The following is a 15,020-nucleotide window of genomic DNA, read 5'->3' as shown; positions in this document are numbered from 1 at the left end:
TATTATTGTATCCCAATTTCAGCTAACCCCATCGGTTCACCGTCATGTATCATCCGTGTTGCTTTCAACTGAATGTAGCGAGCCTTGACCGGAGTAAAGTAAACCGATTGCAAAATCGGATTGCTCTTTATATTGGAAAATTCATCTTTGGCTACTACCTGGTTGACCGCATTACTGTCCGTACCTACAGATATTTCGTAGGCTGCGATCAACCCTTTATTATATTCACTTTGGTCGGGGAGATAGTGGAATGAGGTAATCGTGCGTTCTTCTCCCAAGTCAATCAATAGTGTATTTCCATTGATGAAACAGGTGGTCTGGTCGTTTTTATCCATGCCTTTCTGTGCTTCCTCTACATCTACTCCAACAAGAGTGAACGGGTAACTTTTCAGTTCTGCAGCTTTCGCTGTGTATGTATCCGAAGTCTCTCCTGCATAATATGCTTCAATGTTATTAATACAGAGACAAGCCCGTGAATCCGTGAAGCGGACACGAATCTTATCCGTAGTGATTGTTTCGAAACGAAGGAGCCGTTTATATCCGATAGTGGTAGTCTCCTCATTGAGCTTTACTGGGAGCCATTCGCCTGCCTGGTTATATTCTACAACGAATGATTTGACACGTTGTCCGAGAGGAATATATTCCTGCAACATCATACGGTTGATCTTTTCTGCCTGAGGTAAATCGAATTCGATAGTGGCTGAAGTGACATCATCATTGGTAGCCCAATAAGTATCATAATCACCGTCGGTCACAGCTTTGGCGGAGAATGTTCTTCCACGTTCGTCCGATGCTTTGGGAGAGAGTCCCGCCAGCAGATTGTGTGCCAGTTGTTTTTGTACATTCTGGTGGAAGTTTACGGCATTGGCAGAGTCAGTAGGGTGAATCAATCCGTCACGGTCTACCGGGAAGTTTAATAATAGCGTTGCGTTATGTCCTACGCTGCGGTAATATAAATCAGTCAGTTCGTCTACTGTTTTCACACGGTCGTCTTCTTCCGGATGATAAAACCATCCCGGACGGATGGAAACATCACACTCGGCAGCTACCCATAGGTTACCATCGGCATGACCATATTGCAGTTCACGATACTTGGGATAGCCCGGATAAACTTCTCCTGCACGAAGAAAAGACCAGTTAGTAGCTCCGGCAAATCCGTGTTCGTTGCCTACCCAACGACAGCCCGGACCTCCATCCGAGAAGATAACAGCTTGTGGCTGTAACTCATCAATCATCTTGTAAGCTCGCGGATAGTTATAATAAGTCTTGCGGTCGATTGTACGGCTGTCTTTTGCTCCGCCATACCAGCCGTCTCCACCGTTGGCACCATCAAACCAGATTTCAAATACGTCACCGTAGTTGCTCAGCAGTTCGTTGAGTTGTTTATAGAAGTATTCTACATATTCGGGAGAACCATAATTGGCCTGATGCCTGTCCCAGGGCGAGAGATAGACTGCGAATTTAATGCCATACTTTTTGCAGGCATCCGACAGTTCGCGGACAATGTCTCCTTTTCCGTCTTTGTACGGAGTGTTGCGGATACAGTACTCTGTCAGTTGCGTAGGCCACAGACAGAATCCATCGTGATGTTTCGCTGTCAGGATCACTCCTTTCATGCCGGATTTGACAAATGTCTGTACCCATTGCTCACAGTCCAGACGGGTAGGGTTGAATGTTTTAGGATCGGAGTCTCCATATCCCCATTCACGGTCGTTGAATGTGTTAAGTCCGAAGTGTACAAATGCATACGTTTCCATTTTTTGCCATTCCACCTGTTTGGCTTCGGGAATGGGTAAGATAGCTTCCGGTGCTTTTACCGAATTACAGGCACTTAGTAGAAAAAGACCTGTTGCGAAGATAAGAAAGTGTTTTTTCATGGGGGTGTTTATTAGTTAATAATTGAATGTAAGAATCATCTACAATGTAATTCCAACTACAAAATAAAGTTGCTCTTCATAAGGGTTGGCTATTAGCTTTCCGAAGATGGGTAAAGAGAAGTTGGATGTTATTTTAATATCTTTTGTTGCAGATAATCCGATATTGACTACATTGAATTTGTCGGAGTACATACTTTCCCAAGGAGTGAAACCAGCTTCGATATTCATATTTACATCCTTCACGCTGAACGGGTAACTCAACTCGCAGTAACTGGACCAGGCACGTTTCCCGTTTTCCCGGTAATCGTTTCCGGCAAAGGTCGTGTACCAGCTTACTGACAATGGGAACTTTTCGCTAAGCATATAGCCGGCTCCTACCTCGAAAGTGTGCCCGGTAGAGTGCGAACTGTAATTGAAGTATTTAAAAGGTTCCTCTTCTGTCTGGGTAAAATAGTTATTGGCGTAAAGAGTCAGGTTTTTGTATTCGTACTCTAGTGATAAATCTATTTCATTGTTCTTTTCGCGAAATTCGGTAGAACCCCATGCGTAAACGGTCAGTCCTTTCCAGTTGAGGCCGAGTGAAGGCTGTACACTTGCATTGCCGCTATCCATACCGCGCCAGATATAACTGCTTACAAAATCAGCAGTTACAAAAACTTCTTGTGCCTGTGCAAAGGCCGTACAAAACAGGATGGCAATAAGTAGGATTTGTTTTTTCATTTTATCGGTTATTTCTTCTCGTTTTCGGGGGGTAAAGATACGCAATATATAGATAAATGATGACAAATGAGGAGAAAAAAGAAAACGGCTGCATTGAGCAGCCGTTTCTTAAGTAATTGTGAATCTTGAAAGTTAGTTAGAAAGTGACGTCCATTTTCAGTACGAAAGTACGTGGAGCGGCAACTGCCATTGGGCGGTTGCTGTATTCTTTATTCAACAGGTTATTCACCATAAACTGGAAAGCTACTTCTTTTGTGGCTTTTACTCCGAAGCGCACGTCAACAGTGGCATAGTCCGTATTATGTTTTTTCCAGTAAGTAGCCAGTGTCTCTCCTTTTGAATAACCGAAAAGGATGCCACGTACATAATCCATCAGGTCTTTCTGCTGTTTCTCGCGTTCGTCCAACATCAGATAGTCAACTGCCAGAACTTTGCTCTTCCATGCTACATTGGCACCGACATTGATACGTTTCCACTGGAAATCTACCGTAGCTTTAAAACTGTGCTTCGGGCGATATTTAAGGTACTTACCTGTGTTCGATTTCTCTTTCATCTGAAGAGGATCGGTATAAAGCCCCTCTACTGCATTACGTTCCTGATAGTCAGCATCGCGTGGCTCCGTGTATACATATCCCAAGTTATAGAACAATTTCGTGTTCTTATTGAAATTATACACGCCGTTCGTTGAGATTTCTACTCCGTAAATCTGGGCTTTCGATACATTGTGGAACTGGGCTCCGATACCGAACCCTTTGCCATCTGTCAGCATCTGGAATGCATCGCCTATGCTATTAATCATCGTGTAATTGGCATTGTTGAACAGCCCGAACTGGAATTCAACCATGTCTTTATATTGTGTATAGAATCCTGCAACATCCACAAAACCCTGGAAATTACCAACTTTATATCCTTGCTTAATTCCTAATTCCGCATTAAATCCTTTCTCCGGTTTGATGTCCAGATTAGGATAAACGCCAACTCCACCAATATCCTTGCGCAGGTATTTTTCATTGATAGACGGATTACGGTAACCCTGTCCGAAGCTGGCACGGATAAAACTGTAATCAGCCAACTGATAATTTAACCCTGCACGGAAGACAGGACGGAACGGAACTTTGGTTCCGAAGATTTTAGTTTCGGCTTCACGGTGATGATTATTCACCCGATAATATTCGGCACGTACACCGGCAGATACACTCAAACGATCCCAGAAGCGCTGATCGTATTGGAAGAAAGCAGCTATATTATCACTTTTGTATACCTCATCCATTACAGCGGAGTCATAGCGGATATGTTCCAGGGTTACTCCGGTAGTGATTTGTGCACCGCCTTCCCATTTCTTATTGAACTGGTAGTCGAGGTAGTAATCGAAGTTCTTATCAGTCTGTGTTTTTGGAGTGTTTCGTGACGGATTGATAACATTTGATAACCACGGAATCAGATCACTCGGTAACTGTCCGTTCGTAAGTCCCCCTAAGTCACTCGGCACTCCGTTGTCCATTACCCAAGAGATCAGATCGCAATAATCGGCAGTCGTCGCATTCGGGAAAATATTGCCTAATGAGGTGAACACTCCGTTCATGGCATCTTCCAGGTTGCCGTTGACAAGTCCGGAACCTATACCTACCAATGCAGGATAAAGTGAACTGTAATCGCCACCGGCTATATTCTGTATCGTTTTGGCATCAGTTCCCATATTTCCCAGAATATCAGTGATGGAAGTTCCTTGGGTAGGGCGTACGATATTGTCGGCGCTGTAATAGAAACGTCCTTTAATCTTATGTGACGTACCGTTTTCCGGATTCACATAGTTGATGAACGGATCGATATGGAAATTATTCTCTTCACGTCCCATGTTGGTGAAAGGAGACGGTTTGTACACTTCCGTTGGTGAACGCCAGATGAAGAAGTCGCCGTATTGATTGGAAAGGAAATCGACATTGAAACCATAGTTCAACAGTTTCATTCCCATATCGGGCTGATGATAAGTGAGGCTCCCTCCCATACGGAAACGTTTGTTGTATCCCTGTTGGCGGTATCCTTCATCAGTGAAAAGATTGATTCCTCCGCTGACATCGAAATTACCGATACGGCGGGAATGGGAGAGGTCGAATCCTTCGTAAATAGGATTCCGTATACCGCTAAGAAGACTTCCGCGCAGGATCGGTTTAACAGAATATTTATCATCTTTCCAGAAACTCTTGTCGCTCCATTGGTATTCGTCGTTTTCCGCATCACCATATACACCGATATAGGCGCTGAATCGTGTTTTCGGTGTCAGTCCCGGACGTGCGGTACGGATATTGATAATACCATTCAAAGCTGATGAGCCATATAGTACGGAAGATGCTCCTTTAATCACTTCCACCTGTTCTACGTTCTCTAAAGGAACAGTGTTCCAGTTGATTTCTCCTGTTTTCGGATTCAGTGTGCTCATTCCGTCCACAAGAATTTGGCTGCGTGCACCTACTCCGTAAGTCCATCCGCTACCTCCGCGCATAGAAGGTTGTTTGTCTACAATGTCTACACCGGGAAGTGTGCGGAGAGTGGAAGAAATATCCGTGGGTGCCTGACGGGCAATATCTCCGGATTTAACAACGTCCATGGAGACAGTGACATCACTCAACTTCTGTTCAAAGCGTCCGGCACTGACTACGACTTCTTCCAGCAGCTTGGTGCTTTCTTTCATGTAAACGTCTTTGGTGACTACTTCACGCTTGTTGATAACGATGGGCATCAAGACATCATCATAGCCAACATAGCTGAATACAAGGTCAACTCCACCTTCGGGAAGTTTGATTTCATATTCTCCGTTAATGTTAGATACTACTCCCTGATTACCATGAAGTTTGTAGGTGACGGTGGCTCCGACCAATGGCTCATTGGTCTTGGCATCATATATATGTCCTTTCAGGGTTTGGGCAAAGATGCTTCCGAAACCGGTAAGGCATAACAGGATTGTTAGGATATATAATTTCTTCATTGTTTTTTGTTTTATTTATTTGGAACAATTTCCAAACCAAATTCTATTTTTTCAGGTGATAGAAAAGCGTCTGATATACCGTTCAAAAATATAGAGATGATTCCTCCCAGTGATTGCATATCTTCTGGAAGCAGACTGACTATTAGCGGACTAAGATCTGGTAGTAATTTGGCTATGGGAGTAAAACCTTCTTTGTCTAAGTAAATAAAAGTATGTCCATCTTTTGAAATAACTTGCATCGGGATTCCGGTAGTTAACCAATTGAAAATAGCTTTGAAAGAAGTGTCATTGACATTGAGCAGGAATCCAAGTGTTTCATTTTTTAGACTTTGATTGAGCGTGGTTAGCAATTCTTTCACTTTCATAGCATCCATTTGGGATATAGCTTCAATGATAGCATTGGTTATATTGACATCCATATATTGATTGCCGCTGGATATTGAGGCAATAATATTAGCTAAGTTTAATTTTAATATTAACTTACCGTCTTTTTGGAACCAATTAGCAAATCCTTTTGGAGATGGAATATAATTACGGTTAACAATGTTAGGAGTAATCATATCCTGTGTTAATGGATTTTCTAGAAATCCAAAAATGATATCCATGTCTACTCCTGTCAATGGTTCATTTGAATAAGAAGCCGTTACATTCCCGTCCGCTCCTAAAGTAATTTCTTGTAGAACTTGTGGCAAAATATAACTTAATATGTTTTGAATGGCACTACCCCATGTTTGAGTTGTGGCTCCACTTTCTGAAGCTTCTATGTCTGCATAAAAATAGCATGATGCATTTAGTACTTGTCCGTCAACATCTTGCCATGTATATTCTTCTCCCCACATGTCTCCAACTACAATCGTTTTGATGCCATTAATAACTGTGGGTAGTTTATAAGTATTTGCCCATAATTCTGCATTGCCCATTTTGATATTGGATATATTTAATGTTAACTGTCCTTTTATTACGCGTCCTTCGTATCTAAAAGAGCTTAAAGTCTCATTTCCCATACTATTTCCTGAAAAAGAATATCCTTGCCCATCTCCAGAAAGGGGGATAGACATAATTTTTACTTCTTTTTCTCCTGGTAAAATATCATATAAGTTAATAATAGCGGTTTCTCCTGTTACAGTGCTAAAGTCTACTGATTTTCCGATCATTGTTTCACCATTATAGGTAAGAATTAGATTCGGATTGGGGTTTGATAGTTTATTTGAATAATTGGCTGTTACATCTATAGGCTCTGGTCCGTAGTGATCATTATCACAAGAAGTTAAAAATGCAGACGCTACGGCAAGGCAGCTTATTAATAGGATAGATATTTTTTTCATTGTTTTTTTATATTAGATAATTAAAATGAATTATTTCTTAGCTGTGAGGTCAATACCGATTTCCATTTTATCGAAAAGGGCTGCAACTTCAATTAAATTTGTTTCCAGCAAACTACCGATGATGCTGATGAACGGCATGAGAGTTTCTTTGTTGAAATAGATATAAGTATGTTCTTTTGTTGAGTTGATGCCCATTGGTATTCCGTCTTTCATCCATGTGAGCAGAGTTGCAAAAGTATCATCATCCAATTGAAGAATATAGGTGATTATTTCATTGTTTAAAATCATATTGATGGCACTTAACGTTAATTTTAAACGTGCCGGGTCAGATTTTAGAAGTGCTTCACTGATTCCTGCGATAAGCTGATAGTCAATTTGCTTTCCGTTGTTTTGTGCTATGAGAGACACAATGGCAGGGATATTTAGTTGTACGACAAATGCTTTGTTGCCTGTTTGATTCCAGTAGGCCAATCCTTTGGGAGATGACTCATAAGTGCGTTTGTTGATCAGACTTTTGAATTCAGCGTCAGTTTTGCCCGAATTGGCAACTTCCATAATTTCATTCATGTCTACAGGGCTCGTAGTATAGCTGGCAGTGACAATTCCATTTTTCTCAAATGTAATATCCTTCAATACATAAGGAAAAATCACATCTAATATATTAGTTGCCATTTGCTGTATTTGTAAAATCACCGGCTGGAGAGATTCTCCTCCTGCTTTTGTAGTAATATTCACGTAGCTGGCTCCGCTATTACGGATGATACTTTCTCCATCTGTTGTGTGGGAGTATGCAGGAAATGTATATGTGTTTGCAATGGAGTTGGCATAAGCCATTGTTACGTTCAGTGATAGTTGCATGTTTTTCGGAGTTATTATTCCTTCATATTTCACCGTAGCTCCTCCCATTGTGATATTGGTCCCGCTGAAAGTATAATATCCTTTCTTTTCATTCTCATAAAGTTGGATGCGACTGATAGGAGTTTCCTTTTCTCCCGGGATTATATTATTCAGCGTCAGTGTTCCCGTTTCGCTATCTTCTGTCTTGAAGCTGACAGTTTTTCCAATTAATTTCTCTCCGCTGTAGGTTAGGTCTAGCGTATATGGTTTAATATACGAGCCATATTCCTGACTAATTTCTCCTGGCCAAAATAGCTTGTCATTGTAAGTTTCTTCGCATGATGTAAAGAAAAATACTGCGCAAGCGACATAAGATAGTTTTCGTAAGTTTCTCATTTTGCTTTTTGTTTTTATTGCGTATTTAATAAAACTTTGCAAAGTTCGACTAACAATTCTTTATTGTCAAGGTCTGTTTTTTTATTTTAATGTTCTATTTTTAATCGTATGCGGTAAAAGTACCTAAAATGAAAAAATAAATGTGTTCTATTTTTAATATCGATTGTTCTTCTTTTAAGAATGGCTGTAAAAAGAGAATGAAGAGGTCTCTAAAAAAGCAAATGGTTTTCCTCCTATTTTTCACAGGTGAGAAACCGTTCATTTTTTTTCTTCTCTATTTCTGACTCTTGCGGAAAGTTTAGAATGTAATATTCATCTTTACAACTTTCAATAAATACTTCCGTAAAAAAGTGAAGAGGAATCCGCTGGAATATTACAAGAAATAAATCTATGTTTGCTTAAAATAGGGTTATACATAAAAATAGGATGTTTTATACATTTTCTTTGCTTTAATTAGAACCTATATGAGGATAGCAAATAAATAGGAGCTTAAATGTCTTTTTGGATTCTCCCAAAAGACAGTGATTTGATAGTAAATCCTTGCTGTTTGTATTTGTTTGCTACCAGATTCGAAATAAATCAATATTTTTTTTCTGATGTTATAGCTATTTGTTATATTGAAAATTAACGAAGTTAGAAGTGACATAGCTTGGAAACGACTCTTATTTCAATCAACGCCTCCTTCCTCACCGATGAACGGTAGCTTGGTCGGTGAGCAAGGAGGCGTTCCTCACCGACCAAGGATACCTTGCATTTAAAGAACGGACGTTTTCATACAATGAAAAACGGTCTGTTTACCCTTTATTTATGCATAATAAGGGGCGTGATATGCATATTCTTGCACTAGATTATGCATTTTATTTTCTATTTGATTCGATTCATAGCCACTGTTGAATAATAGAATCTTAAGAATAGAACAGAACAGTTTATTGCTGTAATACAGTCGATTCACCGATAAGAATCCCCCGTTCATTGATTTTTTTTCCTTTTTCTGCTTCTCTGTCATACATTTGTTACAGTATTGTAACACTTGCTACTCTAATCCCTTATGAATATGAACGAGGCATGTAATGTAACCACCGCACTTTCCGCTTTCTCCTCCATTTCTTTGGAAGAGATGAGTACCATCCGTTTGATGAACCGTACGGACACGAAGTATATCGTTTCGCTCTCTGCCCTGATGGACGTATTACAACGGGCGAGTAATTGTTATCGTGTGCAAGAGGTGCAGGGGGAGCGAAATATAGCTTATCACACTACCTATCTCGACACTCCCGATTACGCCATGTATCTGGCTCATCAAAACGGAAGAGTGATCCGTGAGAAGATCCGTGTAAGGACATATGTCTCTTCCGGTCTGACTTTTCTGGAAGTGAAGAAAAAGATATTCTCCGGTTTCGATGCTTCTCTGGAAGGTGAATTTCGTACAAGGGACGGATTGCAGACGGTGGAATGCTGGTCGGGTTCGGCAGGTGTTTCCTATAAGATGTTTCGTTGGCTGAAAGCGTCTGCAGGATATTCATTTAAGTTTTAATAGATAAAACAAGAAATTATGAAAAGGATTGTGTTGTTTTGGATACCGCTTTTATTGCTGTTGTTGGTGAACTGTACGACGGAATCATTCGATTTCGGCGATCAGGAAGGAATATTGGTCGGAGGTTCGGGAGGTGGAGGAAGCAGTCAGCCCAACCCGACGATTCCCGAGGGATCGGAAGATTTATTGGGATTTACAATCGCTTTTGATGAAAGTGATAAAACGGCGTATGGAAGCATGTCGGAAACGGTTACTTCCGATGATGATTTTATAGAGAACTCCCAATTCGCCTCTGTGGTGACGATTATCTATAATGGAACGACTGCTGCGGTAAGCAATGGTGTTTCAGGAGTGGAAGTGTCTTCCAATGGGGCGCATGTCGTGGTTAATTCTACAGTCAGCGGAGTAGAATATGTGTTGAGCGGGACTACTACGAATGGCTCGTTCAAGGTATATAGCGAAAAGAAATTCAAATTATCACTGGCAGGGGTGTCTATACTCAATCCGGTAGGTGCTGCCATTAATATCCAGTCTTCCAAACGTGTGTTTGTGGTATGCGCGGATGAAACAACGAATGTGTTGACAGATGGGTCTTCTTATACGGCAACTACTGATGGAGAGGATATGAAAGCCTGTCTGTTCAGTGAGGGGCAACTCATTTTCAGTGGAGGCGGTTCACTCACAGTTACCGGAAATTATAAACATGCCATCACAAGCGATGATTATGTGCGTTTCCGTAGCGGGTGTAATATTACGGTAGCTTCGGCCAAAAAAGACGGAATCCATACTAATGAATCTGTGATTATCGGCGGCGGAATACTGAATATATCTTCTGACGGCGATGCTATTCAGTGTGAAGAGGGAGGAATTACGATGACCGGAGGATTTGCCAAACTCTCTACAACGGACAATAAAGCGCATGGGTTGAAATCTTGTCTGGATGTGGTAATCAGTGGCGGTGCTATTCAGGCACAAGTGGCGGGAGCAGCCTCCAAAGGAATATCCTGTGATGGTAACCTGACCATCTCCGGAGGAAAGCTGACTGCATTCACTTCTCAAACCGCACTTTATGAAGACAATGATTTGAGTTCGTGTGCAGGAATTAAATGTGACGGAAATATCCTGATTACAGGAGGGGAGATCGCCATACAGAGTACAGGTGGAGCCGGTAAAGGTATCAACTGTGACGGTTCGATTACCATCAATGACGGCACGGTGAAAGTGATAACTACCGGTACGCAGTGTGTGTATGGCAAGCTCGACTCGTCGGCAAAAGGAATCAAAGCGAACGGTGCGTTGACAATCAATGGAGGAACGGTGCTTGTGAAGGCTACCGGTGGGGAAGGTAGTGAGGGTATCGAGAGTAAAAGTGTGTTGACTGTCAATGAGGGTACAGTTGCCGCGCTTTGTTACGATGACTGTATGAATGCAAGTAACAGCATTGTTCTTAATGGTGGCAATATTTATTGTTATAGTTCCGGAAATGACGGCATTGACTCTAATGGTACGTTGACCATTACGGGGGGAGTGATCGTATCGTCGGGTACTACTTCTCCCGAAGACGGATTCGATTGCGATCAGAATACCTTTAAGATTACCGGGGGGATTGTTCTGGGTATTGGAGGAGGAACAAGTACACCTACATCAAGTGTATGTACGCAACGCACTGTGATCTATGGCGGTTCGGGAAGTAACGGAGAAATACTGAATATCCAGTCGGCCGACGGAACCAGCGTACTGACCTATCAGATTCCCCGTGCTTATTCTCAAATGACGGTATTATTCAGTAGTCCGAATCTGACCTCGGGCGGTAGTTATACTATCTCAAAAGGAGGAACGGTTTCCGGTGGTTCCGAGTTCTTCGGGTTATATTCGGGAGCCACTTATTCCGGTGGCACACAGACGGCAACATTTACTGCCAGTTCGATGGTGACACAAGTCGGCAGCACTTCCGGCGGTGGCCAGCCCGGTGGTGGAGGCGGTGGACATGGACCTGGTGGATGGGGATGGTAAACAGCAGTTTACCGTCGAAATCCGTTCTTTGGTCGATTCTATTTGTGATAAAACAGGTTCGGTTTTATCTTTGTTTCGATAATCAGAAGCAATGAGGCATGAAAAGACTGCGTAAACAACACGTGCTGGAGCAGAGTATTTACGGAGCTATCTGGATCGTAATATTTCTTCTTCCGCTGATAGGCGGATACTTTGCCATGAGTGGAGGACTTGAACGGGAGGAAACCCGTATGGTGATCCGCGAATCATGGTTGAGTATCCTTCCTTTTTTCGTGCTTTTCCTGTTGAATAATTATGGGCTGGTTCCCTATTTTCTTTTTAAGAAAAGGTACTGGCAATATACTGTTTCGTTGATTTTTGTAATAGGAATGATTTGTTGGCTTTCTCCGTTTCCTTCTGCCAATCATTTCCCCAAAGATTTCAAGCGAGGAGAGTTGCCTCTCCGTATGAAGGAGAACCGGAGGGACCAGATTATTAAGACGAGAGAAAAGGCGAGGGAGGAAGGGGATGTGCATTGGCATGAATCCAATCCCGAACAACGTCCTAGGGGAATGGGAGATCCAAATGGTCCCGGAAGATTTCCAAAACCGACTCCTTTTCCTTATCCTCCTTTTGTGCTCCGCTATCTTATTCATTTCATCATTGCCTTTTTGATGGTAGGGTTCAATATCGCCATCAAACTTTTCTTTAAATCTTTCCGTGATGAAGAAATGCTGAAGGAACTGGAACATCAACGTTTGCAGTCGGAACTGCAGTATTTGAAATATCAGATTAATCCTCATTTCTTCATGAATACGCTCAATAATATTCATGCGTTGGTGGATATTGATACGGGGAAAGCGAAAAGTACGATTGTGGAACTCTCTAAACTGATGCGTTATGTGCTTTATGAAGCGAGTAATAAAACGATTTTGCTTTCACGTGAGGTTCAGTTTCTTAAAAATTACATTGCCCTGATGAGTTTGCGCTATACCAACAAAGTATCTATTCAGATGGATTTTCCGGCCGAAGTGCCCGAAGTGCAGATTCCTCCTTTGCTTTTTGTCTCTTTTGTGGAAAATGCTTTTAAGCATGGAGTCAGTTATCGGAGCGAGTCTTTTATTCATGTCTTGATACAGTTGGATGAGGGCAACCGGCTTTCATTCCGTTGTTCCAACAGCAATAATGGTTCGGCTGACGAACAGCATCATGGCATCGGACTCGAGAATATCCGTAAGCGGTTGAGGCTTTTATTTGGCAATGATTATACGCTTTCCATTACCGAAGAGGAACATAAATTTGATGTCTTACTTATTATACCTTTATTAGAATGAAATGTATAGCAATAGATGATGAGCCGTTAGCATTGACGCAGTTGTCGGATTATATATCCCAGATACCTTTTTTGTCTTTGGTAAAGTCATGCCAGGATGCGTTCGAGGCAATGAAGATATTGTCCGAAGAGGAGGTTGATTTGATCTTTGTGGATATTAATATGCCCGATTTGAACGGATTGGATTTCATACGTTCTTTGGTGAACCGTCCGTTGGTGATTTTCACTACTGCTTATTCTGAATATGCGGTAGAGGGTTTCAAACTGGATGCCGTAGATTATCTGCTGAAACCGTTTGAGTTCCAGGATTTATTGAAAGCGGCGGATAAAGCCCGCAGGCAATTTGAATATCGTTTGTTGGAACAACAGGGTGAAATAGGAAATGCTTCGCAGATAAAAGGAGATTCATTATTCGTGAAGAGCGATTACAGAGTGGTTCGCATCGATGTGAAGAATATCCGCTATATTGAGGGGATGAGTGAGTATGTGCGTATCTTTGTGGAAGGAGAGGACAAGCCTGTAATAACGCTTGCCAGCCTCCAGAAAATGGAAGAACGGCTTCCCACGCATTTCATGCGGGTCCACCGTTCTTATATTGTCAATCTTCGCAAGATTACCGAAGTTTCCCGTCTTCGCATTATCTTTGATAAGAATACTTATATTCCTGTCGGTGATAATTATAAGGAGAAATTTACGGAATACATTGGGAAATTAAGCCTTTCTTAAATAATTATTTAATTCCCAGTTTTTTGGCAATTTCTTTAGGAAGTGCATCTTTATACACCAGGATATTCATTGTCTTGTAGGCAACGAATGCTTTGGAAGCATACCAGATACCATCATATTTGCCTGATTTACCCCAAGAGTTTTTCACCATGAAGTATTCTTTTCCGTTCTGGTCTTTAGCGATGCCGTAGATTACCATTCCGTGGTCGTCTGTTGTTTCCCAGTTGTCAAAAGCAACTTGACGCATTTCCTGGGTAATATCCTTTTCAGGGAAAGGTTTGGTGAATAGTTCTCTGCGTTTGTCGGCGGCAGTCAATCCTGTCCAACGGGCCATGTCTGAACCGGACAGTTCAGATTCTTTGGCTGCATCTGGCATTACGGCGATACCGTCACGTGAGAATCCTTGTTCGCTGACATCGCTACCCCATGCAAAGGTATAGCCTTTCTTTACAGCATTGTCCATAACAGCCATCAGTTCTTCGATAGGCAGGTTGTAAGACAGACCATTACGCCAGTTATCCTGAATTTCGATGGCGAATTGAGAATAGAACGGATGGTGTGTATAAGAAGTCAGTGATACATAGTCGTTATAGTTCAATCCCAGTGATTCGGCAAAAGTCTTCGGAGTATATTCTTTGCCTTTGTAGGTGAACTTCTCCGGACATGCTCCTAGGTAAGTGTCATAAATGGCACTTAGTCCGTTTTTCCATACCGGAGTCAGTTTGCTTAATTTACCTTTTGCAATCGCATTGATATAACCGGAAGCAACAGCATCCAGCTCATTATGTACCGGCAGCGTATCACCATACATAATACCCGGCATCACTTCTTGCGGAACGATACCATAATTCTTGATGCAATACATTACATCATAAAAACTTCCACCCGGAGAGAAAGAACTGTCACCGTGATAACGTACATAGTTTACTCCGCGATCCTGCATCGTTTTGTGTACAACAAACATTTCAGACAGGTCGTATTCACCTTTACCTAAACGAAGTAGTTCTGATTCAACAAATCCGAGAGTTGAGAAACTCCAGCAAGTACTCGAACGATTTTGGTTCTTGATAGAAGTTATCGGATTTTCTTTCACTGTCGTGAAAACAAAACCTTCTTCAGGTTTTGCATCTTGTGCCATAACACTTAGGCTGAACAGGCCTAAAGCAGCAATAAGGATTGTCTTTTTCATTCCTATGAAATTAATATTAAATTGTTTTGGCTACAAATATAGGAAAGTTTCACCACAGAGTAACACAGAGTTTCACAAAGTTTTCTCTTTTTTCAAATGGACAGCTAT

At 41.7% G+C, this 15,020-nt stretch carries 9 protein-coding genes and 1 pseudogene; 4 read left to right on the top strand and 6 right to left on the bottom strand.

From position 1 onward, the window contains the following. Positions 1 to 2: 2 nt before the first annotated feature. The 5 genes from NQ505_RS24715 to NQ505_RS24695 form a co-directional block, all read right to left on the bottom strand. On the bottom strand, positions 3 to 1,877 hold the full coding sequence (locus tag NQ505_RS24715; protein WP_008999740.1) for an alpha-L-fucosidase: 1,875 nt from the start codon (positions 1,875 to 1,877) through the stop codon (positions 3 to 5). A 39-nt stretch (positions 1,878 to 1,916) separates the two neighbouring features. Next, positions 1,917 to 2,597 (bottom strand): hypothetical protein, encoded by a 681-nt coding sequence (locus tag NQ505_RS24710; protein WP_004307137.1) that lies wholly within the window; start codon positions 2,595 to 2,597, stop codon positions 1,917 to 1,919. Positions 2,598 to 2,733: 136 nt separating this feature from the next. Then, on the bottom strand, positions 2,734 to 5,580 hold the full coding sequence (locus NQ505_RS24705) for a TonB-dependent receptor (protein ID WP_008999741.1): 2,847 nt from the start codon (positions 5,578 to 5,580) through the stop codon (positions 2,734 to 2,736). Between the two features lie 11 nt (positions 5,581 to 5,591). Beyond that, positions 5,592 to 6,905: a DUF4925 domain-containing protein gene (locus NQ505_RS24700; RefSeq protein WP_004311757.1), complete on the bottom strand. Its 1,314-nt coding sequence runs from the start codon at positions 6,903 to 6,905 to the stop codon at positions 5,592 to 5,594. A 30-nt stretch (positions 6,906 to 6,935) separates the two neighbouring features. Further along, on the bottom strand, positions 6,936 to 8,138 hold the full coding sequence (locus NQ505_RS24695; protein ID WP_004311756.1) for a DUF4925 domain-containing protein: 1,203 nt from the start codon (positions 8,136 to 8,138) through the stop codon (positions 6,936 to 6,938). Between the two features lie 1,054 nt (positions 8,139 to 9,192). Between NQ505_RS24695 and NQ505_RS24690 the strand changes: the two are divergent. The 4 genes and pseudogenes from NQ505_RS24690 to NQ505_RS24675 all read left to right on the top strand — a co-directional run. Further along, positions 9,193 to 9,522: pseudogene (locus NQ505_RS24690) on the top strand (VTC domain-containing protein); the annotation flags it as partial. A 168-nt stretch (positions 9,523 to 9,690) separates the two neighbouring features. Then, on the top strand, positions 9,691 to 11,685 hold the full coding sequence (locus NQ505_RS24685) for a carbohydrate-binding domain-containing protein (protein WP_008999743.1): 1,995 nt from the start codon (positions 9,691 to 9,693) through the stop codon (positions 11,683 to 11,685). A gap of 98 nt (positions 11,686 to 11,783) precedes the next feature. Further along, entirely contained in the window at positions 11,784 to 12,998 is a 1,215-nt protein-coding gene (locus NQ505_RS24680) for a sensor histidine kinase (RefSeq protein WP_004311753.1), read from the top strand. Next, a complete protein-coding gene (locus NQ505_RS24675; protein WP_004311752.1) occupies positions 12,995 to 13,723 on the top strand; it encodes a LytR/AlgR family response regulator transcription factor in 729 nt (242 codons plus the stop codon). The genes NQ505_RS24680 and NQ505_RS24675 overlap by 4 nt, the downstream gene beginning before the upstream one ends. Positions 13,724 to 13,727: 4 nt before the next feature. Here NQ505_RS24675 and NQ505_RS24670 read toward each other — a convergent pair whose 3' ends face one another. Further along, entirely contained in the window at positions 13,728 to 14,912 is a 1,185-nt protein-coding gene (locus NQ505_RS24670) for an aminopeptidase C (RefSeq protein ID WP_004311751.1), read from the bottom strand. Positions 14,913 to 15,020 lie beyond the last annotated feature (108 nt).

This window comes from Bacteroides sp. D2, assembly GCF_025147085.1.
In the GTDB taxonomy this organism is placed as follows: Bacteria; Bacteroidota; Bacteroidia; order Bacteroidales; family Bacteroidaceae; genus Bacteroides.
The sequence above is the reverse complement of the archived record's forward strand: the minus strand, read 5'-3'. Positions and strand labels throughout refer to the sequence as shown.

Excerpts from the sequence above, each read along its gene's own strand:
- NQ505_RS24710 (WP_004307137.1), bottom strand. The coding sequence starts at position 2,597 with ATGAAAAAACAAATCCTACTTATTGCCATCCTGTTTTGTACGGCCTTT.
- NQ505_RS24685 (WP_008999743.1), top strand. The coding sequence starts at position 9,691 with ATGAAAAGGATTGTGTTGTTTTGGATACCGCTTTTATTGCTGTTGTTG.
- NQ505_RS24695 (WP_004311756.1), bottom strand. The coding sequence starts at position 8,138 with ATGAGAAACTTACGAAAACTATCTTATGTCGCTTGCGCAGTATTTTTC.
- NQ505_RS24700 (WP_004311757.1), bottom strand. The coding sequence starts at position 6,905 with ATGAAAAAAATATCTATCCTATTAATAAGCTGCCTTGCCGTAGCGTCT.
- NQ505_RS24675 (WP_004311752.1), top strand. The coding sequence starts at position 12,995 with ATGAAATGTATAGCAATAGATGATGAGCCGTTAGCATTGACGCAGTTG.
- NQ505_RS24705 (WP_008999741.1), bottom strand. The coding sequence starts at position 5,580 with ATGAAGAAATTATATATCCTAACAATCCTGTTATGCCTTACCGGTTTC.
- NQ505_RS24680 (WP_004311753.1), top strand. The coding sequence starts at position 11,784 with ATGAAAAGACTGCGTAAACAACACGTGCTGGAGCAGAGTATTTACGGA.
- NQ505_RS24715 (WP_008999740.1), bottom strand. The coding sequence starts at position 1,877 with ATGAAAAAACACTTTCTTATCTTCGCAACAGGTCTTTTTCTACTAAGT.
- NQ505_RS24670 (WP_004311751.1), bottom strand. The coding sequence starts at position 14,912 with ATGAAAAAGACAATCCTTATTGCTGCTTTAGGCCTGTTCAGCCTAAGT.